This window comes from Curtobacterium sp. C1, from assembly GCF_021049325.1.
GTDB lineage: Bacteria > Actinomycetota > Actinomycetes > Actinomycetales > Microbacteriaceae > Curtobacterium > Curtobacterium citreum.
In genome coordinates, this window is sequence record NZ_CP088076.1 from 2,090,603 (window position 1) to 2,110,474 (window position 19,872).

The following is a 19,872-nucleotide window of genomic DNA, read 5'->3' on the forward strand; positions in this document are numbered from 1 at the left end:
AGGGGCCCGCAGCGGCACCCGCCTCGCGGGGCTCACTGTGAAGGCGATCAGGCGTCGCGCTTCTCCTTGATCTTGCGGCGGGCCGCCTTGCCGCGCAGCTCGCGCAGGTAGTACAGCTTCGCGCGACGGACGTCACCGCGGGTGACGACCTCGATGTGGTCGATGATCGGCGAGTGCACCGGGAACCAGCGCTCGACGCCGACCTGGAAGCTCACCTTGCGGACCTTGAAGGTCTCGCCGAGGCCGTGGCCCTGACGCGCGATGACGACGCCCTGGAAGACCTGGACGCGCGAGCGCGTGCCTTCGATGATGTTGACGTGCACCTTGATGGTGTCGCCGGGGCGGAAGTCCGGGACGTCGGTGCGCAGCGACGCTGCGTCGACGTGGTCGAGGAGCTGGCTCATGATGGGTTCACTCTCTGCGGACGCGCACGGGTCGCCGCGGATCGGTTGTGGAAAGAATGGTGTGTACCCGGAAACGGCGACTCCCCCGTGGCAGAGTCCAGCCAGGGCACAGCGATCAATCTTGCCACAGAACCGCGGACCCCGCCAACCGGTGCAGGATGGACGGATGATCGAACTCCGTACCGCCGCCGAACTGGACGGCCTGCGCGCCGCCGGCCGGTTCGTCGCCGACGTCCTCGACGAACTGCTCACGACGGTCGACGTCGGGGTGAACCTGCTCGACCTCGACCGCGTCGCGGCCCGGATGATCGCGGACCGGGGCGCGGTGAGCTGCTACGTCGACTACCACCCGTCGTTCGGCAACTCCCCCTTCGGCAAGAACCTCTGCACGTCCGTCAACGACGCCGCGCTCCACGGGCTGCCGTACGACCGCGTGCTCGCGGACGGCGACCTCGTCAGCCTGGACTTCGCCGCGAGCGTCGACGGCTGGGTCGCGGACTCCGCGGTGACGGTGCAGGTCGGCACGCCGCGCGACGAGGACCAGCAGCTCATCACGACCGTCGAGCGTGCACTCGCGGCCGGCATCGAGCAGTTCCGGCCGGGCAACAAGCTCGGCGACGTCTCGTACGCGATCGGCCGGGTGGCGAAGGACGCCGGCTACAGCGTCAACACGCAGTTCGGTGGACACGGCGTCGGCCGCACCATGCACGGTGAACCGCACGTCCCGAACGACGGACGACCCGGGCGCGGACTGAAGCTGCGACCGGGACTCGTGGTCGCCATCGAGCCGTGGCTCATGCAGGGCACCGACGAGCTGGTCCAGGACGAGGACGGCTGGACGCTGAAGAGCGTCGACGGCTCGCGCGCGGCGCACGTCGAGCACACGGTCGCCGTCACCGACGCGGGTCCCGAGGTCCTCACCCTGCGTCGCGCGCAACGGTCCGACGCCACCCACTGACGGACTGGAGGCGCGGTGCCAGCCGGCACTGTGCCTCCTGTCCGTCGATCGCGACCGGCCTACGCGTCCGGCAGCAGGTCCGGACGGACGCGCCGCGTCCGCTCCACCTGCTGCTCGTGCCGCCACGCGGCGACGCGGGCGTGGTGCCCGCTGAGCAGGACGTCCGGGACCTCGAGGTCCCGCCAGACGGCGGGCTTCGTGTACGAGGGGTACTCGAGCAGGCCGTCCTCGTGGGACTCCTCGACGAGGGACTCCGGGTTGCCGACGACGCCGGGGACCAGGCGTCCGACGGCCTCGATCATGGCCATGGCCGCGACCTCGCCGCCGTTCAGCACGTAGTCGCCGAGCGAGAGTTCCACCACCGAGCAGCGGGACGCCGCCCACGCGAACACCCGCGCGTCGATGCCCTCGTACCGCCCGCAGGCGAACACGAGGTGCTGCGACGTCGACGCGAGCGACCGCGCGATCGACTGCCGGAACGGGATCCCGGCGGGGGTCGGCACGACGAGGGTGGACGAGCCGTCCTCGCGCAGGACCGACTCGAGCGCCTGGGCCCACGGCTCCGGCTTCATCACCATGCCGGCGCCGCCGCCGTACGGGGTGTCGTCGACGGTGCGGTGCCGGTCGGTCGTCCACTGCCGCAGGTCGTGCACGTGCACGTCGAGCAGACCGTCGACGCGCGCCTTGCCGAGCAGGGAGACGTCGAGGACCGAGAAGAACTCGGGGAAGATCGTGACGATGTCGATGCGCACGGCGGCCTAGGAGATCGTCTCGGGCCGCGAGGTGTCCTCGGGGTCCTCGAACAGGCCGGTCGGCGGCGTCACGGTCACCGTGCCGGCCTCGATGTCGACCGACGGCACGATCGCCGAGACGAACGGTACGAGTACCTCGCCGCGGTCCGCGGTGTCGATCGCGAGCAGGTCCTGCGCCGGCAGGTGGTCGACGCGTGCGACCGTCCCGACCTCGACGTCGTTCCGCAGGACGCGGAGGCCGACCAGCTGGTGGTCGTACCAGGCGTCGTCCTCGCCGGTGTCGGCGTCGGCGTCCTGTTCGACCCAGAGGATCGCCCGTGCGAGGGTCTCGGCCGCGGTGCGGTCCCCGATGCCCTCGAAGAAGGCGACCGGGTGGCCGTTGTACCAGCGGAGCTCGTCCAGCGTGATGGTCTTGCCCGACCACGGGGACTCCGCAGGCACCTGGAGCGTGAACTCCGCTCCTGGCGTGAACCGACGATCCGGGTCGTCGGTGTAGAGCTCGAGCTTGATGCCGCCCTTGAGCCCGTGCGCCTTCGTGATTCGACCCACCCGGAGCTGGGTCGTCTCCCTAGGAATCGGTGTCGACCACGTCGACCCGCACCCGCTTGCCGTCGGCGAGAGCCGAGACGAGGGTGCGGAGCGCCTTCGCGGTCCGTCCGGCGCGACCGATCACGCGGCCGAGGTCCTCGGGGTGCACACGCACCTCGAGGACCTCGCCCCGCGCGGAGGTGGAACTGGCGACGCGCACGTCGTCCGGGTGATCGACGATCCCCTTGACGAGGTGCGTCAGCGCGGATTCGAGCAAGGAATCAGGCCTCGGTCGTCTCGGCGGCGTCGGCCGACTCGTCGGCAGCAGGGGCCTCGGGGGCCTTCTTCTCCGACTTCGGCTTGAGGACCGGCTTCTTGGCCGAGTCGGCCACGAAGGCCTGCTTCGGCTCGGCGACCTTGACGACGGACTCGGTGTTGCCCTCGCCCTTGAACTTGCCCCAGTCGCCCGTGAGCTTGAGGAGCGCCGCGACCTGCTCGGTCGGCTGCGCGCCGACGCCGAGCCAGTACTGGGCACGGTCCGAGTTGATCTCGATGACCGAGGGCTCCTCGGTGGGGTGGTACTTGCCGATCTCCTCGATCACGCGACCGTCGCGCTTGGTGCGCGAGTCGGCGACGACGACACGGTAGTACGGCGCACGGATCTTACCGAGACGCTTGAGACGGATCTTGACAGCCACAATTGCTCCTGTTGCGTGTTGTTGTGGTTGAACCGGAACCGCGGGCGTGGGGGCACGCGCGGTGGAAGCTCGAAGGGAGTCGCGCACTGCTGGATAGAGGGTCGAGCAGACGCGATTCGACCGTTCATTCTTGCAGATCTCCGGCCGAGAAGCGAGCCGAGACGCGCCGGAGATCGTCACGGTGCGAGTCGGCGGACCGCCTCCAGCGCCTCGCTCGTCGCCCGGACGGCGTCCACACCGCGCGCGTCCCGGGCGCCGCCCACCACCGCGAACGGCACACCGGCGGCGCGGAGGCGCGGCACCAGTCCGTCGGCGGCGGTCGCCGCTGCGGCCGGGCTCGGTTCCTGCCCGGCGCACACCACCACGTGGTCGGCCGGCACGGCGCGCTCCTGTCCGTCCTCGTCGCGGATCCAGAGCCGCCCCGGCTCGACGCGGAGGTACTCCTGCACCCCGCCGACCATCCGGACGCCGGCGTCCCGCAGCCGTCCGACCGCCACCCACCGGGAGGTTATGCCCACCCCCTGCCCGAACTTCCCGGACCGCCGCAGCACCGTGACGTCCGACCCCGGCCGGAGCACCCGTTCGGCGGCCGGCTCGCGCTGCGGCACGTCGCCGAGGACCTCGTCGGACACCGCGACGTCCCACCGCTCGCCGAACTCCCGTGCCCGGACGACCTCGTCGGGCGACTCGACCAGGAACGCCGCCGTGTCCACCCCGATGCCGCCGCCCCCGACGAGCGCGACGGTCCCGGCCGGGACACCGTCCCGGAGCGCGTGCTCGTAGCTCACGACGTGCGGCAGGTCGGCCCCGGGGACGTCGAGGGTGCGCGGGACCACCCCGACCGCCACCACGACCGCGTCGCTGCCGAGCAGGTCCGCCACGTCCGCGGGGTGTCCGGTGCGGACCACGGCGCCCCGTTCCTCGAGCTCGGCGCGGGCGGCCCGGACCGTCGCGGCGTAGTCCTCCTTGCCCGGGACGAGCGCCGCGAGGTCGAACTGGCCGCCGAGCCGGTCGTCGGCCTCCCACACCGTGACGCGGTGCCCCCGCCGCGCGGCGTCCACGGCCGCGGCGAGGCCGGCCGGACCGCCGCCGACGACGTCGACCCGCTTCGGTTCGTCCGTCGGGCAGGACGGGAACGCGAGCTCACGGCCCGCGCGCGGGTTCACCAGGCACGAGACCGGCGCACCGACGATCGACCGGTCCAGGCACGCCTGGTTGCAGCCGATGCACGTGTTGACGAGGTCGAAGCGACCGGCAAGGGACCGGTCGACGAGCGCGGGGTCGGCGAGGAACGGCCGCGCGAGGGCGACCGCGTCGAGCAGGCCGTCGGCCAGGACCGCCTCGCCGTCGCGCAGGTCGGTCATCCGGTTCGAGGCGATGACCCGCACGTCGGGGAACGCGGACGCCCGGACGACCCGGGCGATGCGTTCGGCGTACGCGAGCCACGCACCGTGCGGCACCGCGGCCTGCACGGTGGGCGTCCGGGACTCGTGCCAGCCGATGCCGACCGAGATCCCGTCGAGCCCGAGGGGCAGCAGGTCGTGCACGAGCGCGTCCACCTCGGCGTCGGTCGTCGACCCCGGCATCAGGTCGGCCCCGGAGAGCCGGATCGTCACGGCCAGGTCGGGCACCGCGGCGCGCACCGCACGGACGACCTCGACCGCGAACCGCCGGCGCTTCTCCGGCGTCCCGCCCCACGCGTCGTCGCGCAGGTTCGTGAGCGGTGACTGGAACTGGTTGATCAAGTACCCCTCGGACGCCATGATCTCGACACCGTCGAACCCGATCGCCCGCGCCGACCGGGCCGCCGCGGCAAAGTCCTCGACGGTCCGCTCGACCTCGGCCGCCGTCAGTTCCTCGGGCACGACCCCGCGTGCGGCCGCCCACGGCAGCGCCGACGGTGCCACCGCGCGCTGCTGCCGCCCGCGCCGGTCGAGCACGCCCTGCACCAGGGCGTAGCGCCCCGCGTGGAAGAGCTGGGCGAGGATCGTCCCGCCCTCGTCGTGCACGGCGGCGACGGCCACCCGGAAGCGCTCGTCCGCTCCCCCGGCGCCGAACACCGCGAAGTCCGGGCCACCACGGGCCTCGTCGCTCACCGCGATGCCGCCGGTCACGATGCACGCGGCACCGCCCGCCGCCCGCTCCCGGTAGAACGCGGCCATCGCGGCCCCGCCGTCGTCCAGCACCTCGAGCCCGGTGTGCATCGACCCCATGAGCACGCGGTTCGCCAGGCGCAGCGGCCCCAGGGTCCACGGCGAGGAGACGACGGCGAGCTCGGGCACGGCAACGTTGCGCATGCCACCACTCTGCCGGACGCCGCGCCGGGCGCCGTGTTCCTTGTGCCGACCCTCCAACATCACGGGCAGGATGGCCGCATGGAGATCCGCTTCACCGAGTCCCGCCCGTCGACCCTCGGCGTCGAGTGGGAACTCCCGCTGGTCGACCGGGACACCGGCGACCTCGCACCCCGCGCCCCCGCCGTCATCGCCGCCGTGCAGGAGCGTCTCGGGGACCACGACCGGGTGACCGAGGAGCTCCTCACGAACACGGTCGAGGTCGTCACGGGTGTCCACGAGACCGTCGGCGGTGCCACGTCCGAACTCTCCGGGATCATCGGCGAGGTCATCGACGCGGCCGAACCCCTCGACGCCCAGGTGATGTGCTCCGGCACGCACCCCTTCGCGGTGTGGGACCAGCAGGAGATCACCGCCGACAGCGAGCACTACACGACGCTCATCGACCGGACGCGCTGGTGGGGCCGGCAGATGCTCATCTGGGGTGTCCACGTGCACGTCGGCATCGACGACCGCGACAAGGCCGTGCCGATCATGAACGCGATGCTCGCGTACGTCCCGCACCTGCAGGCGTTCACCGCGTCGAGCCCGTTCTGGGCCGGCACCGACACGGGCTACGCGTCGAACCGCGCGCTCATGTTCCAGCAGCTCCCGACCGGCGGCCTCCCACCCTCGATCGGCGCGTGGTCCGGCTTCGAGACCGTCGTCGACGACCTGACGAAGACCGGCGTGATCGACGGGTTCAAGGACCTCCGCTGGGACATCCGGCCCTCGCCGGGCTGGGGCACGCTCGAGAACCGCGTGTCCGACGGCGTCTCCACCCTGCACGAGGTCGGCGCGGTCACCGCGTTCGTGCAGTGCCTGGTCACCGCACTGTCCGACCGGCTCGACCGCGGCGAGACGCTGCCGTCGATGCAGCCCTGGTTCATCCGCGAGAACAAGTGGCGCGCGGCCCGCTACGGCATGGAGGCCGAGATCATCACGAACGCGGCCGGCGACGAGCGCCTGGTCACCGATGAGGTGCACGACCTGGTCGAGCGGCTCGACCCGATCGCGGAGCGGCTCGGCTGCCAGCAGGAGCTGCACCACCTCGACACGATGATCGCGGACGGCGCCTCGTACCAGCGCCAGCTCCGGATCGCGCAGGAGCACGGCGGCGACCTCCGCGCCGTCGTCCGCCACCTGGTCACCGAGCTGCGCGACTCGCTCTAGACGCGACCCGCGAACGGACAGGAGGCCCGTGGCGGGATCGCCACGGGCCTCCTGTCCGTCATCCGGTCGCGACTAGCGACCCAGGAACTTCTGCAGGCTCGCCATCTCTTCCTCGGTGGGAGCCTTGGGGTTCTTCGACCCGCCGAACCCGAAGCCCGAGCCGCTCGGCGTCTGCTGCTGCGGCTGCGCCGCGGCACCCGACGCCAGCGCCGCGCGCTTGGCGGGGTTGCCGACCTTCTTCTTCTTGGCGCCGCCCTGCTGCTGCTTCTTCTTGCCGCCGTGCATGCCCGGGATCGGACCCATGCCCGGCATCTGCGGCACACCGCCGCGCGCGACGGTCTTCATCATCTTCGCCGCCTGCTCGAAGCGGTTCACGAGGGCGTTGACCTCGGTGACGGTCGTGCCGGAGCCCTTGGCGATGCGGAGCCGCCGCGAGCCGTTGAGGAGCTTCGGGAGCTGGCGCTCCTGCTTCGTCATCGACTGGATGATCGCCTCGGTCCGGACGATCTCGCGCTCGTCGAAGTTGTCGAGCGCCTCGCGCATGCCCTTGGCACCCGGGAGCATCCCGAGCATGCCCTTGATCGAGCCGGCCTTGCGGAGCTGCTGCATCTGCCCGAGGAAGTCGTCGAGCGTGAACGAGTCGCTCGCGATCTTCTCGGCGACCTTGCGCGCCTCGTCCTCGTCGAACGCCTGCTGCGCCTGCTCGATGAGGGACAGGACGTCGCCGAGGTCGAGGATGCGGCTCGCCATGCGGTCCGGGTGGAACGGCTCGAAGTCGTCGAGCGACTCGCCGGTCGACGCGAACATGATCGGGCGGCCGGTGACGCTGGCGACCGACAGGGCCGCACCACCGCGGGCGTCGCCGTCGAGCTTCGACAGGACGACACCGGTGAAGTCGACGCCCTCCTGGAAGGCGCGCGCGGTGTTCACGGCGTCCTGACCGATCATCGCGTCGATGACGAACAGGACCTCGTCCGGGTCGACCGCCTTGCGGATGTTCGCGGCCTGCTTCATGAGCTCCGCGTCGACGCCGAGACGACCGGCGGTGTCCACGATGACGGTGTCGTACTGCTGGTCGACGGCGGCCTTGATCGCGTTCTTCGCGACCTTCACCGGGTCGCCGACACCGTTGCCGGGCTCCGGGGCGAAGACGTGCACGCCGGCCTGCTCGCCGACGACCTGCAGCTGCTGCACGGCGTTCGGACGCTGCAGGTCCGCCGCGACGAGCATCGGGGTGTGGCCGTCCTTCTTGAGCCACTTGCCGAGCTTGCCCGCGAGGGTCGTCTTGCCGGCGCCCTGCAGGCCCGCGAGCATGATGACCGTCGGCGGCCGCTTGGCGAACTCGAGCCGACGCTGCTGTCCGCCGAGGATGCCGACGAGCTCCTCGTTGACGATCTGGACGACCTGCTGCGCCGGGTTGAGGGCCTTGTTGACCTCGTCCGAGAGCGCGCGCTCGCGGATGGATGCGGTGAAGGACTTGACGACCTCGAGCGCGACGTCCGCGTCGAGCAGGGCCCGGCGGATCTCGCGGACGGTGCCGTCGACGTCGGACGGGGACAGACGACCCTTGGTCCGCAGGTTGCGGAAGGTCTCGGTCAGCCGATCGGAGAGTGAGCCGAATTGCGCCATGATCCGTCGATTCTACAGGCCGCACCGCCGGGCCCCCGGACCGCGGACGATGTCCGTCCACTGCACTCCGGGACAGGTTGTTGGACGCAGTCCAGGAACTGCCGTAGCGTGCTCCCCGTGGAGGAACTCGAGATCATCCGGTGGCCCGGACTCCTCGACTACGAGGAAGGCGTCGCCCTGCAGCGCGCGTACCACGCCGACGTCGTCGCAGGACGCTCACCCGGGGTCGTCGTGCTCTGCGAGCACCCGTCGGTGTACACCGCCGGTCGCCGGACCGAGCCGTCCGACCTGCCGACGGACGGCTCCCCCGTGGTCGAGGTCGACCGGGGCGGGCGCATCACGTGGCACGGTCCCGGGCAGCTCGTGGCCTACCCGATCGTCCGACTGCCCGCACCGCTCGACGTCGTCGCGTGGGTCCGGGACCTCGAGCAGGTGGTGCTCGACACCGCGGCGTCCGTCGGGCTCAGCGCGCAGCGGGTCCCCGGGCGCAGCGGCGTGTGGCTGCCCCGACCGGGCGAGGACGGACCCGGCGCCCGATCCGCCGGCGCCGTCGCCGGCGACGACCGGTCCGGCCGCACCCTCGACAAGGTCGGCGCGATCGGCCTGCACGTCGCCGAGGGCGTGTCGAGCCACGGCATCGCGGTGAACTGCGACAACGACCTGACCCCGTACGCCGCGATCGTCCCGTGCGGCATCGCCGACGCCGGGGTCACGACCCTGAGCCGAGCGACCGGACGGCACGTCACCGTCGACGAGGTCGCCGCCGCGGTCGGGCACCGCATCGAGCAGGCCGTCGCGGGCATGCACGCCGGCGCCCGCATCAGCACGGCCGGTCACGCCGGTCCCACCAGCACGCGACAGGAGGTCGCCGCATGACCCTCGCCCCCGAAGGCCGCCGGATGCTCCGCGTCGAGGCCCGCAACGCCGAGACGCCCATCGAGGTCAAGCCCGCCTGGATCAAGACGCGGGCGGTGCAGGGCCCCGAGTTCCGCGAGCTGTCCGGCCTGGTCCGCGACAAGCAGCTGCACACCGTCTGCCAGGAGGCCGGCTGCCCGAACATCTTCGAGTGCTGGGAGGACCGCGAGGCCACCTTCCTGATCGGCGGCTCGCAGTGCACGCGGCGCTGCGACTTCTGCCAGATCGACACCGGTCGGCCGGAACCCCTCGACCGCGACGAGCCCCGACGGGTCGCGGACTCGGTCGCCGAGATGGGCCTGAAGTACGCCACGGTGACGGGTGTCGCCCGCGACGACCTCGACGACGGCGGCGCGTGGCTCTACGCCGAGACCATCCGCGCGATCCACGAGCACTCCCCCGGTACCGGCGTCGAGATCCTCGTCCCCGACTTCAACGGACGCGCCGACCAGCTCGGTCAGGTGTTCGACGCCCGCCCCGAGGTCTTCGCGCACAACGTCGAGACCGTGCCGCGGATCTTCAAGCGCATCCGGCCGGCGTTCCGCTTCGACCGGTCACTCGACGTCATCACGCAGGGTCGCGACGCGGGACTCGTGACGAAGTCGAACCTGATCCTCGGGATGGGCGAGGAGCGCGCCGAGGTCGAGGACGCCCTGCAGCAGCTCCACGACGCGGGAACCGACATCATCACCCTCACCCAGTACCTCCGACCGTCGCCTCGGCACCTGCCGGTCGCGCGGTGGGTCAAGCCGGAGGAGTTCGTCGAACTCCGCGAGGTCGCCGAGCGGATCGGGTTCGCCGGCGTCCTCGCGGGCCCCCTCGTGCGGTCGTCCTACCGCGCCGGGCGGCTGTGGGCCCGTGCGACGGTGGCGCGTGGCGGCTCGGTGCCGCCGCACCTGTCCCACCTGCTCGACGCGACGCCAGGGCGCCAGGCTGTCTGACGTCCGCCGACGCGACCGGGAGACGGACTGGAGGCGCGGTGCCAGCTGGCACCGCGCCTCCAGTCCGTCCTGTGGTCACGTCGGGACGTGCCCGGTCGTCGCTACGCGCGGCCGCGGATGCTCCGCAGCAGCCAGCCGATGACGGCCAGCAGGACGATGACGATGCCGACCCACAGCAGGAACTTCAGGGCACCGACGAAGATGCCGCTGAAAAGCAGGACGAGGCCGACGATGATCGCGATGATCAGCAGAGCGGGCATGGGGTGTCTCCTAGTTCTGGCGGGCAGTACGGCGGAGACGGTACCCGGATCTAGCCCACCAGGTTCTGCACGAAGACGTGGGGGGTGAAGCCGGTCAGGTCGTTGATCCCCTCGCCCTGACCGATGAGCTTGATCGGGATCCCGGTCTTCTCCTGCACGCTGAGCACGAACCCGGCCTTCGCGGAGCCGTCGAGCTTCGTGATGACGAGCCCGGTGACCCCGGCGCCCTCGATGAACGCCTGCGCCTGGGCCAGGCCGTTCTGCCCGGTCGTGGCGTCGAGGACGAGCAGCACCTCGGCGATCTCGGTCTGCTTCTCGACCACGCGCTTGATCTTCGAGAGCTCGTCCATCAGCCCGGCCTTGGTGTGCAGTCGGCCGGCGGTGTCGATGACGACGATCTCGGTGCCGTCGTGGATGGCCTTCTCGACCGTCTGGTACGCGACCGAAGCCGGGTCCTGACCGGGCTGCGCCGGGCGCACGACGTCGACGCCGGCGCGCTGGGCCCACGTGGCGACCTGCTCGACGGCGGCCGCGCGGAACGTGTCCGCCGCGCCGACGAGCACGGTGCGGTCGTACGTCTTGAGGAACTTCGCGAACTTGCCGATGGTCGTCGTCTTGCCGACGCCGTTCACGCCGACGACCAGCACGACGGCTGGACGGGCGCTGAGCTTGAGCGTGGTGTCGAGCTTCGACAGGCGCTCCTCGAGCACCTCGCGGAGCATGCGCTGCAGGTCCGCCGGGTCGGTCGTGCCGTACCGGTCGACGCGCGCGTGCAGGTCCTCGATGACCTCGTCCGCGATGTCGGGGCCGAAATCCGCACCGATCAACGCGGTCTCGAGGTCGTCCCACGTGGTCTCGTCGATGGTCTTCCGCTGGAACAGGCCGCGGAGACGGGAGGACAGGGACCAGGAACTCGCCATGTTCCCAGCTTAGAGCGCGTCGAGTGCGGGCTGTGCCGGATAGGCTCAGGTCCTGAAGGGGAGTACTCCCTCGCGGCGCACCCGTCAGTACGGTCTGGGACGATCCAGGCCCGGGACGCCGGTCGTGACGACACGGTCGACACGGTGGAGGAGACCTTCAGGCATCGGCGTACCCGCACGGCGGGACGCCCCGAACCTGAAGGACATCCATGGACGTTCCTCTCTACGTCTGGCTCATCACCATCGCGGGCATCCTCGCGCTGCTGGTGTTCGACTTCTACTCGCACGTGCGCACGCCGCACGTGCCGCACATCAAGGAGTCCGCGTTCTGGTCGGCGTTCTACGTCGGGCTCGCGATCCTGTTCGGTGTCGGCATCCTCGTCTTCGGCGGCGGACAGGCCGGCGGCGAGTACTTCGCCGGGTGGTTGACCGAGAAGGCGCTGTCGGTCGACAACCTGTTCGTCTTCCTCATCATCATGACGAGCTTCGCGGTGCCGAAGGAGTTCCAGCAGAAGGTCCTGCTGGTCGGTGTCGCGATCGCGCTCGTCGCGCGCGGTGTGTTCATCGCCCTGGGCGTCACGATCATCGAGAACTTCTCGTGGGTGTTCTACCTGTTCGGCGCGCTGCTGTTCTGGCTCGCGTGGTCGCAGGCCCGCAGCAGTGGCGAGCACGACGCGTCCGAGGGCGACTCCCGCCTCATCCGGATCCTCCGCCGCATCATCCCGACGTCGAAGGACTACGACGGCGACAAGCTGACCACCCGGGTCGACGGCAAGCGGCTGTTCACCCCGATGCTGCTCGTCATGGTCGCGATCGGTCTGACCGACGTGCTGTTCGCCCTCGACTCGATCCCGGCGATCTTCGGTCTGACGCAGGACGCGTTCATCGTGTTCACCGCGAACGCGTTCTCGCTCCTCGGTCTCCGCCAGCTCTACTTCCTCATCGCGGGGCTGCTCGAGCGGCTCATCTACCTCGGTCAGGGTCTCGCCGTCATCCTCGCGTTCATCGGCGTGAAGCTCGTCTTCCACGCGATGCACGTCAACGAGGTGCCGTTCATCAACGGTGGGCAGCCGATCCTCTGGGCGCCGGAGATCCCGATCTGGTTCTCGTTGAGCTTCATCGCGCTGACGATCGCCGTCGCGACGGTCGCCTCGCTGGTCGTCTCGAAGAAGCGCCAGGAGCGCGGCCTCACCCCGACGGGTCAGCCGAAGACCGCGGTCGAGGCCGACGCGAAGTAGTCGCGGGACGGTTCCGGACAGGAGGCACGGTGCCAGCTGGCACCGTGCCTCCTGTCCGTCCGTGGGTCGCGACCGGGCGACTTCACGCGCCCAGCGACACTTCACGGCGCGCCGAGCGCGTGGACTGTCGCTCAGCGCGTGAGCTCGTGCCCGCGCTACGCGACCGCGTCCGCGGGCTCCGGCTCGCGGCGCTGCACGCGCTGCCCGACCACGGCCGAGACCCCGTCCTGCCGCATCGACACCCCGTACAGCGCGTCCGCGATCTCCATCGTGCGCTTCTGGTGCGTGATGACGATGAGCTGCGAGGACTCGCGGAGCCGCTCGAACACCGTGAGCAGACGCCCGAGGTTCGCGTCGTCGAGCGCCGCCTCGACCTCGTCCATGATGTAGAACGGCGACGGCCGCGCGGTGAAGATCGCCACGAGGAGCGCCACGGCCGCGAGGGACCGCTCCCCGCCGGACAGCAGCGTCAGGCGGTCGATCTTCTTGCCGGCGGGCTTCACCTGCACGTCGATGCCGGTGGCGAGCAGGTCGTCCGGGTTCGTCAGCGTGATCGACCCGGAGCCGCCCGGGAACAGGATCGGGAAGATCACGTCGAACGCCTCGCGGGTGTCGTGGAACGCGGCCTCGAAGATGGTCTGCATCTTCGTGTCGAGCTCCTCGATGATCGTGAGGAGGTCCGTCCGGGTCTTCTGCAGGTCCTCGAGCTGCTCCGCGAGGAACGCGTGCCGCTGCTCGAGCGCCTGGAACTCCTCGAGGGCGAGCGGGTTCACCTTGCCGAGCCGCCCGAGGTCGCGCTCGGCCGCTGCGAGTCGGGCCTCTTGCTCGGCGCGGACGTAGGGCACGGTCTCGACCGAGGCGGGGTCGACCTCGTCGGTGGCGTCGAACTCGGGCAGGGCCGCACCGCCGGGCAGCGTGGACCCGGCGTCGACGAGCTCGACCACGTCGTCGGCATCCAGGTCCTCGGCCCCTGCCTCGACCGCGTCGACGCCCGCGGCGTCGGTGTCGGTGTCGGTGTCCCGCTCCGCCGCCGCGCGCGCCCGCTCCGACTCGCGGTGCCGCCGCGCCAGGACCCGCGGGTCGACCAGGACGTCCACCGGCACCGGCACGTGCGGCCCGTACTCCGTGACGAGCACCGCCTCGGGCAGTCCGAGCTCGCTCTGCGCCCGGTCGAGCAGCCCCGACACGTGCAGCTTCTTCTCGTAGATCTCCATCTCGAGGGAGTGCACGCCGTCGGTGATGGTCTGCAGACGGTCCCGGAGCTCGCGCTCCTCGTTCCGGATGACCTGGAGCTCGGTGTTGCGCTTCGTCCGCTCGGCCTCTTCGGTGGCCAGCCGCACGCGGGCCTCGGCGAGCGAGCGGTCCACGGCGCCGAGCAGCCCCGGCAGGTCCGCGAGCACGCTCTCGGCCACCGCAATCTGCCCCCGCCGCACGACGGCGAGTCGGGCTGCTTCCTCGGCGGCCGCGCGCTCCGCCTCGAGCTGCCGCTGGAGCCCCGCGGCCCGGTTCCGCTCGGATCGCGCGCGTTCGCGCACCGTCTCGACCTGGATCCGGTGCTCGATCTCGGCGGCCCTGGCCGCCTCGACGGCCTCCTGCAGCGCGGGCCGCCCGGACGCGTCGACGACCGGCCGGGGCCGCTCGGCGAACGCGTGCTGGTCCTGTTCGGCGGCCGCGAGCGCGGCCTCGGCCGCCTCGCCGGCACCGTCGGTCTCGGCGAGGGCGGCACGCAGCCGCTCGACCTCGGCTGCGGCGTTCTCGGCCTTCGCGCGCGTCGACGCACTCGACCGGTCGTACTCGGCCTTCGCCGCGGTGTGCGCGCGGAGTGCGCGGTCGGCCTCGTCGGTCCGGCGGCGCGCGTCCTCGACGGCGGTCCGCGCGGCCTGGAGGCTCGTGGCCGCGCCCTCGGCGTCCGTCGCGACCGCGTCGCGGCGGGCCCGGGCGGCGTCGCGTTCCGCGACGAGCTCGATGCGGGAGACCGCGCGCTCCCCGCCGCCGCTGACGCGGACCGCACGGACGAGGTCACCCGACCCCGTGACGACCGTGGCGTGCGGGGCGGCGGCGAGCACCGCCTCCAGGTCGACGGTGTCGTCCACCGCGACCAGCGTGGTCCGGAGGAGCGCGGTCAGGGCGGGCGGGCCCTGGACGACGTCCAGGGCGGGTCGGACGCCGGCCGGCAGCGTCGTCGGCAGCCCGGGGCCGTCGTCGACGGCGTCGGCGACCACCACGTCGACGCGCCCGAGGTCCGCTGCGCGGGCGTGCGCGACGGTGTCGAGCGCGGCGGCGCGGTCCGCGGTGAGCACGGCGTCGGCGAGCCCGTCGAGGGCGGCGGCGACCGGCGCCTCGAAGCCGGCGGTGACGGTGAGCGCGTCGGCCAGGCGACCGAGCACGCCGTCCCGTGCCGCGTCGATGACCGCCTGGGAGCCGTCGCGCACGTCGATGGACATGCCGAGCGCGGCGACGCGCGCGTCGAGGGCGTCCCGTTCGCGCTCCAGGGCGTGCAGCCGGTCGCGCTGCGCGTCCCGCTCGGTCTGGGCAGCCTCGAGGTCGTGCCGGGCGGTCTCGTGCGCGGTCGTCAGCGCCGACTCGTCGACGCCCTCGGCGGGGTCGACGCCGACCTCGGCCAGCGCCGCGGCCGCGCGCTCCGCACGGTCCTCGGCCTCGGCGAGGGCGCGCGCCCGTCGCTCCCGGTCGGCGACGGCCGATCCGCGGCGCGACCGCGCGACGTCGACGGCACCGGCGAGCCGCTGGGCCTCGAGGTCGTGCTGCGCGACGAGGGCGGCCTGCGCGGCGATCTGCTCGTCGAGGGCGTCGAGCCGCGCGCGGGCCTCGGCGACGGCACGGGCGGTGTCGGCGGTGCCCGCGGTCATCGCGGCGGCACGGGCCTCGAGCCGCGCGGCCTCGTCGCGGACGCCCTGCACCCGCTCCGGGGTGATCGTCGGGCCCTGCTGCGGCGCGTCGGCCTGCTGCGCGAGGAACATCAGCCGCTGGTTCGCGAGGCTGGACAGGCCGCGCAGCCGCTCCTGGACGCTCTCCAGCCGGTGCACGACCGTCCGGGCGCGGTCGACGTCGTCGCCGACCATGCTCTGCTCGACCTGCTGCTGCCGGGCCCTGGTCTGCTCCAGGCGCTCCTGCAGCACGATGCGCTCGGACTTCCGGCCGGCCTCGACCTCCTGGTGGTCGTGCAGCTCGCGACGGAGCCGGACCACGTCGTCGGCGAGGATGCGGGCCTTGGCGTCCCGGGCCACGGCGGCGACGGACTGCGCGCGCCGGGCGACCTCGGCCTGGCGCCCGAGGGGCTTCAGCTGCCGACGGATCTCTCCGGCGAGGTCGGACAGGCGCGTCAGGTTCGTCTGCATCGCGTCGAGCTTGCGGAGGGTCTTCTCCTTGCGCCGACGGTGCTTGAGGATCCCGGCGGCCTCCTCGATGAAGCCGCGGCGGTCCTCCGGGGTGGCGTGCAGGACCTTGTCGAGCTGGCCCTGCCCGACGATGACGTGCATCTCGCGGCCGAGTCCGGTGTCGCTCAGGAGCTCCTGGACGTCGAGCAGGCGGCAGTTCTCGCCGTTGATCGCGTACTCGCTGCCGCCGTTCCGGAAGAGCGTGCGCGAGATCGTCACCTCGGAGTAGTCGATCGGCAGCAGACCGTCGGTGTTGTCGATCGTCAGGAGCACCTGCGCCCGGCCGAGCGGGCCGCGGGTGGAGGTCCCGGCGAAGATGACGTCCTCCATCTTGCCGCCGCGCAGGGTCTTCGCGCCCTGCTCCCCCATCACCCACGCGAGGGCGTCGACGACGTTCGACTTGCCCGATCCGTTCGGTCCGACGATGCAGGTCACCCCGGGCTCGAACGCGAACGTCGTCGGCTGCGCGAAGGACTTGAACCCCTTGATGGTCAGGCTCTTCAAGTACATGCGGTCTCCGGGCGGTCTGCTGCGCTGCTGGGGGCGGCGGTGCTGCCGCCGCTGGCGGTGGTCCTGGTGGGCGTCAGGCTAACGCCTGCGCGGGCGCGGGGCGGGCTGGCACACGGGGCAACGGTGGCTCGACCGGTTCATGAACGCCTCGCGCACGATCGTCGTGCCGCACCGGGGACACGGCTTCCCCTGCTGCCCGTAGACCGCCAGGCGCTGCGAGAAGTACCCGGACTGCCCGTTCACGTTGACGTACTGCGCGTCGAAGCTCGTCCCGCCGTCCTCGAGCGCGCGGCCCAGGACGCTCCGGACCTCGGCGAGGAGCCGGTGCAGGTCGGCCCGGGGCAGCCGGTCCGCCGGACGGTCGAAGTGCAGGCGGGCAGCCCACAGCGACTCGTCGGCGTAGATGTTCCCGATGCCGCTCACGACGCCCTGGTCGAGGAGCACCCGCTTGATGCCGCTCGAGCGCTTCCGTGCCGTGGCGACGAACCGGTCGTCGTCGAATGCGGGGTCGAGCGGGTCCCGCGCGATGTGCGACACCTGGTACGGGATCGAGCGGCGCCACGGTGCGTCGGGGTCCCGGGTGTCGACGGCCCCGGCGGACCCAGCCGGGGCGCCGTCCACGGTGGGGACCATGGCGTCGATCGCCATCGACCCGAAGGTCCGCTGGTCGACGAACTCGAGCTGGACCGGGGCCTCGGGGGCGCCGTCGCGGTCGGTGCCGACGGGTTGCACGTCGATGAGGATGCGGCGGTGCTTCGCCGCCGGGCGGTCGCGGCCGAGGAGCACCTGGCCGGACATGCCGAGGTGGGTGACGAGCGCCTCGGGGTGCGTGTCGCCGTCCGGCGCGGGCGCCAGCGGGAACCACATGAACTTGCCGCGACGGACGGCCGCGGCGATGGTCCGCCCGGTCAGGCGCTCCGCGAAGTCCTCGGCGGGGCCGTCGTGCCGGGTGAGCGCCCGGTCGTCGACGACGTCCACGTGCAGGACCCGAGCGCCGCTGACGGCGGGTTCGAGGCCGGCGCGGACGACCTCGACCTCGGGGAGTTCGGGCACGCGGTCAGGCCGCCCGGCCGGACAGCCGCGTCCACGCGTCGAGCGCGGCGGCCATCTCGGCGGTCTTCTTGCTCGAGCCGGAGCCCGTGGAGACGTCCTCGCCCTGCAGCACGACGGTCGCGTGGAACGTCTTGTCGTGGTCGGGGCCCTCCTCGGTCACCCGGTACGACGGGTTGCCGAGGGCCAGGCTGGCGGCGAGCTCCTGCAGGCTCGTCTTCGGGTCCATCGCGGCGCCGAAGCGGTCCGGGTCGACGAGCAGCGGTTCGACCAGGCGGAGCACGAGGTCGGTCGCGTCGTCGGGGCCCGCGGACAGGTACGTCGCGCCGATCACGGCCTCGACGGTGTCCGCCAGGATCGACGCCTTGTCACGGCCGCCGGTCTGCTCCTCGCCCTTGCCGAGGCGCAGGAAGGCACCGAGCCCGATGATGCGGGCGATCTCGGCAAGGGCGACCGTCGAGACGAGGCTCGCACGCCGCTTGGCGAGCTCGCCCTCGTCGAGGTCGGGGAAGGACCGGAAGAGCTTCACGGTCACGGCCTGGCCGAGGATGGAGTCCCCGAGGAACTCGAGGCGTTCGTTGTGCCCGACTCCGCCGTGCTCGTAGGCGTACGAGCGGTGGGTCAGGGCGAGCTGGAGCAGCTCGGGGTCGAGGTCGACGCCGAGGATGCCCTGCAGACGAACGACGTCCGGCCCCACGGGGCGGGACCCCGTGGTGCCGGACGTCGCGGTCATGCGTGGTGTCCGATCAGACGTCGGCGACCTTGCGGCCCTTGTACTCCATGTACAGGGGCGTGCCGGCCGAGTCCTCGACGACCTTCGCGCGGTGCGGAAGGCTGTAGGTGACCTGACCGTTCTCGATCGTCTTCACGAGCTGGACCGGCGCGGCCTTCCACTGCGAACGACGGGCGTGCGTGTTGGCACGGGACTGCTTGCGCTTGGGAACGGCCATGGTGGTTCTCTTTCGGTAGGTCGGTGGTCGGTGTGCGAGGAGCGTCAGGCCGTGCGGCCGTCGTCCTCGGGGCTCTGGTTCGGTGTGTCGTCGGCGCCCTGGAAGCCGCTCAGTGCGGCCCAGCGCGGGTCCAGGACCTCGCGAGGGGTGTACCCGTCGAGGTCGGCCAGACGCTCACCCGTCTCCGGGTCGAGTCCTGGGCAGTCCGGTCGGCAGACCGGCTGGAACGGCAGCGACAGCACCACCGCATCTCGAACGACCGGTTCGCAGTCCACGTGGTCGTCGCGAACGAAGAAGTCGAAATCCTCCGAGGCATCATACGCGAACAACTCGGCGAAATCGACCTCGACGGGTTCGCTGATGTCGATGAGGCAGCGCGAGCACTCCCCCGTCGCCTCTGCCGAGGCGTGACCGGAGACGAGGACACCCTCGTGCAGGCCCTCAAGTCGGACGTCCAGGTGGAGCTGCGCCCCCGCGCGGACGGCGATGACGCCCGCACCCATCGCGTCCGGCACCTCGACGTCGAGCGAGTGCTCGCGCATCTCGCCCGGACGGTGCGCGAGGTCACGCACGCGCAGGGCGTAGGGGCTGTTCACGGGGGAAGACACGATCGACGAGCCTAGCGCGAACCGGGCGGAGAGTCGAGATGGCGGGAGGGCGTGTCAGTCGTCGGTCGCGCCCGTGCGCCCTGCCAGCGCCTCGGCCACGACGGCGGGGACGTACGGCGTGACGTCGCCGCCCAGTGTGGAGACCTGGCGGATGAGGGAGCTCGAGACGTGCGCCCGCGAGGCCTCCGGCAGCAGGAACACCGTCTCGACGTCCGCGAGGTGCCGGTTCATGATCGCCATCGGCGTCTCGTACGCGACGTCCTCGCCCGAGCGGACGCCCTTCACGAGGACCCCGGCACCGACCTGCCGGCAGTAGTCCACCAGCAGGCCCGACGTCCACTCGCCGACCCGGACGTCCCCCGGCACGCCGACCTCGGCGAGCGAGGACTCGATGAGCCGCACCCGGTCAGCGGCCTCGAACATGGCGGGCTTCTTGTCGGGGTTGTGCACGACGAGGACGTGCACCTCGTCGAAGAGCCGGGCGGCCCGTCCGATGACGTCGAGGTGCCCGAGGGTCACGGGGTCGAAGGAGCCGGGGACGACGGCGATGTGGGCCATGGCCGCAACGCTACCGAGTCCGGGCGTCCGGGTGCCTCGGAGCGCGTGTGGT

At 71.8% G+C, this 19,872-nt stretch carries 20 protein-coding genes; 5 read left to right on the top strand and 15 right to left on the bottom strand.

The features are described 5' to 3' along the window. Positions 1–47 precede the first annotated feature (47 nt). On the bottom strand, positions 48–404 hold the full coding sequence (gene rplS, locus LQK89_RS10040) for a 50S ribosomal protein L19 (RefSeq protein ID WP_058742031.1): 357 nt from the start codon (positions 402–404) through the stop codon (positions 48–50). Positions 405–570: 166 nt separating this feature from the next. Between rplS and map the strand changes: the two genes are divergently transcribed. Next, positions 571–1,362, top strand: coding sequence for a type I methionyl aminopeptidase (gene map, locus LQK89_RS10045; RefSeq protein WP_175325945.1), 792 nt, complete (start codon positions 571–573; stop codon positions 1,360–1,362). Positions 1,363–1,421: 59 nt separating this feature from the next. Here the strand turns inward: map and trmD are convergent, their stop codons facing one another. From trmD to LQK89_RS10070, 5 genes are all read right to left on the bottom strand, one after another. Next, entirely contained in the window at positions 1,422–2,114 is a 693-nt protein-coding gene (gene trmD / locus LQK89_RS10050; protein ID WP_231049016.1) for a tRNA (guanosine(37)-N1)-methyltransferase TrmD, read from the bottom strand. Positions 2,115–2,120: 6 nt separating this feature from the next. After that, the gene (rimM, locus tag LQK89_RS10055; RefSeq protein ID WP_331000541.1) at positions 2,121–2,663 is read right to left on the bottom strand and encodes a ribosome maturation factor RimM; all 543 of its coding nucleotides are present in this window, start codon (positions 2,661–2,663) and stop codon (positions 2,121–2,123) included. Positions 2,664–2,682: 19 nt separating this feature from the next. Next, positions 2,683–2,919: an RNA-binding protein gene (locus LQK89_RS10060; protein WP_022902329.1), complete on the bottom strand. Its 237-nt coding sequence runs from the start codon at positions 2,917–2,919 to the stop codon at positions 2,683–2,685. 4 nt (positions 2,920–2,923) lie between these two features. Next, on the bottom strand, positions 2,924–3,340 hold the full coding sequence (gene rpsP, locus LQK89_RS10065) for a 30S ribosomal protein S16 (RefSeq protein ID WP_231049017.1): 417 nt from the start codon (positions 3,338–3,340) through the stop codon (positions 2,924–2,926). Between the two features lie 176 nt (positions 3,341–3,516). Continuing rightward, entirely contained in the window at positions 3,517–5,637 is a 2,121-nt protein-coding gene (locus tag LQK89_RS10070; RefSeq protein ID WP_231049018.1) for an FAD-dependent oxidoreductase, read from the bottom strand. Between the two features lie 78 nt (positions 5,638–5,715). Between LQK89_RS10070 and LQK89_RS10075 the strand changes: the two genes are divergently transcribed. Further along, the gene (locus LQK89_RS10075; RefSeq protein ID WP_231049019.1) at positions 5,716–6,846 is read left to right on the top strand and encodes a glutamate--cysteine ligase; all 1,131 of its coding nucleotides are present in this window, start codon (positions 5,716–5,718) and stop codon (positions 6,844–6,846) included. Between the two features lie 72 nt (positions 6,847–6,918). On the opposite strand, the gene ffh is transcribed toward LQK89_RS10075, so the two are convergent. Beyond that, the gene (ffh, locus tag LQK89_RS10080) at positions 6,919–8,475 is read right to left on the bottom strand and encodes a signal recognition particle protein (RefSeq protein ID WP_231049020.1); all 1,557 of its coding nucleotides are present in this window, start codon (positions 8,473–8,475) and stop codon (positions 6,919–6,921) included. 117 nt (positions 8,476–8,592) lie between these two features. Here ffh and lipB point away from each other — a divergent pair, with 117 nt between their 5' ends. After that, entirely contained in the window at positions 8,593–9,351 is a 759-nt protein-coding gene (gene lipB, locus LQK89_RS10085) for a lipoyl(octanoyl) transferase LipB (protein ID WP_175325941.1), read from the top strand. Further along, positions 9,348–10,331, top strand: coding sequence for a lipoyl synthase (lipA, locus tag LQK89_RS10090; protein ID WP_231049021.1), 984 nt, complete (start codon positions 9,348–9,350; stop codon positions 10,329–10,331). Before lipB ends, lipA begins: the two co-directional genes overlap by 4 nt. Before the next feature lie 101 nt (positions 10,332–10,432). Here the strand turns inward: lipA and LQK89_RS10095 are convergent, their stop codons facing one another. Next, positions 10,433–10,591, bottom strand: a complete 159-nt coding sequence (locus LQK89_RS10095) for a DUF4175 domain-containing protein (protein ID WP_141862001.1) — start codon at positions 10,589–10,591, stop codon at positions 10,433–10,435. Between the two features lie 50 nt (positions 10,592–10,641). Then, positions 10,642–11,511, bottom strand: coding sequence for a signal recognition particle-docking protein FtsY (gene ftsY, locus LQK89_RS10100; protein ID WP_058742022.1), 870 nt, complete (start codon positions 11,509–11,511; stop codon positions 10,642–10,644). Between the two features lie 209 nt (positions 11,512–11,720). Here ftsY and LQK89_RS10105 point away from each other — a divergent pair, with 209 nt between their 5' ends. Further along, the gene (locus LQK89_RS10105) at positions 11,721–12,749 is read left to right on the top strand and encodes a TerC family protein (protein WP_231049022.1); all 1,029 of its coding nucleotides are present in this window, start codon (positions 11,721–11,723) and stop codon (positions 12,747–12,749) included. Positions 12,750–12,904: 155 nt separating this feature from the next. On the opposite strand, the gene LQK89_RS10110 is transcribed toward LQK89_RS10105, so the two are convergent. The 6 genes from LQK89_RS10110 to coaD all read right to left on the bottom strand — a co-directional run bounded on the left by LQK89_RS10110 (position 12,905) and on the right by coaD (position 19,820). Beyond that, a complete protein-coding gene (locus tag LQK89_RS10110; RefSeq protein WP_231049023.1) occupies positions 12,905–16,654 on the bottom strand; it encodes a chromosome segregation SMC family protein in 3,750 nt (1,249 codons plus the stop codon). A 78-nt stretch (positions 16,655–16,732) separates the two neighbouring features. Continuing rightward, on the bottom strand, positions 16,733–17,707 hold the full coding sequence (gene mutM / locus LQK89_RS10115; RefSeq protein ID WP_231049024.1) for a bifunctional DNA-formamidopyrimidine glycosylase/DNA-(apurinic or apyrimidinic site) lyase: 975 nt from the start codon (positions 17,705–17,707) through the stop codon (positions 16,733–16,735). Between the two features lie 4 nt (positions 17,708–17,711). Further along, the gene (rnc, locus tag LQK89_RS10120; protein ID WP_083519962.1) at positions 17,712–18,437 is read right to left on the bottom strand and encodes a ribonuclease III; all 726 of its coding nucleotides are present in this window, start codon (positions 18,435–18,437) and stop codon (positions 17,712–17,714) included. Between the two features lie 13 nt (positions 18,438–18,450). Continuing rightward, the gene (gene rpmF / locus LQK89_RS10125) at positions 18,451–18,654 is read right to left on the bottom strand and encodes a 50S ribosomal protein L32 (RefSeq protein ID WP_056126067.1); all 204 of its coding nucleotides are present in this window, start codon (positions 18,652–18,654) and stop codon (positions 18,451–18,453) included. A gap of 44 nt (positions 18,655–18,698) precedes the next feature. Further along, positions 18,699–19,250 carry a YceD family protein gene (locus LQK89_RS10130; protein ID WP_231050783.1) on the bottom strand — a complete coding sequence of 184 codons (552 nt, stop codon included), beginning with the start codon at positions 19,248–19,250 and terminating at the stop codon, positions 18,699–18,701. A 66-nt stretch (positions 19,251–19,316) separates the two neighbouring features. Next, entirely contained in the window at positions 19,317–19,820 is a 504-nt protein-coding gene (gene coaD / locus LQK89_RS10135) for a pantetheine-phosphate adenylyltransferase (protein WP_175325000.1), read from the bottom strand. Between the last annotated feature and the right edge of the window lie 52 nt (positions 19,821–19,872).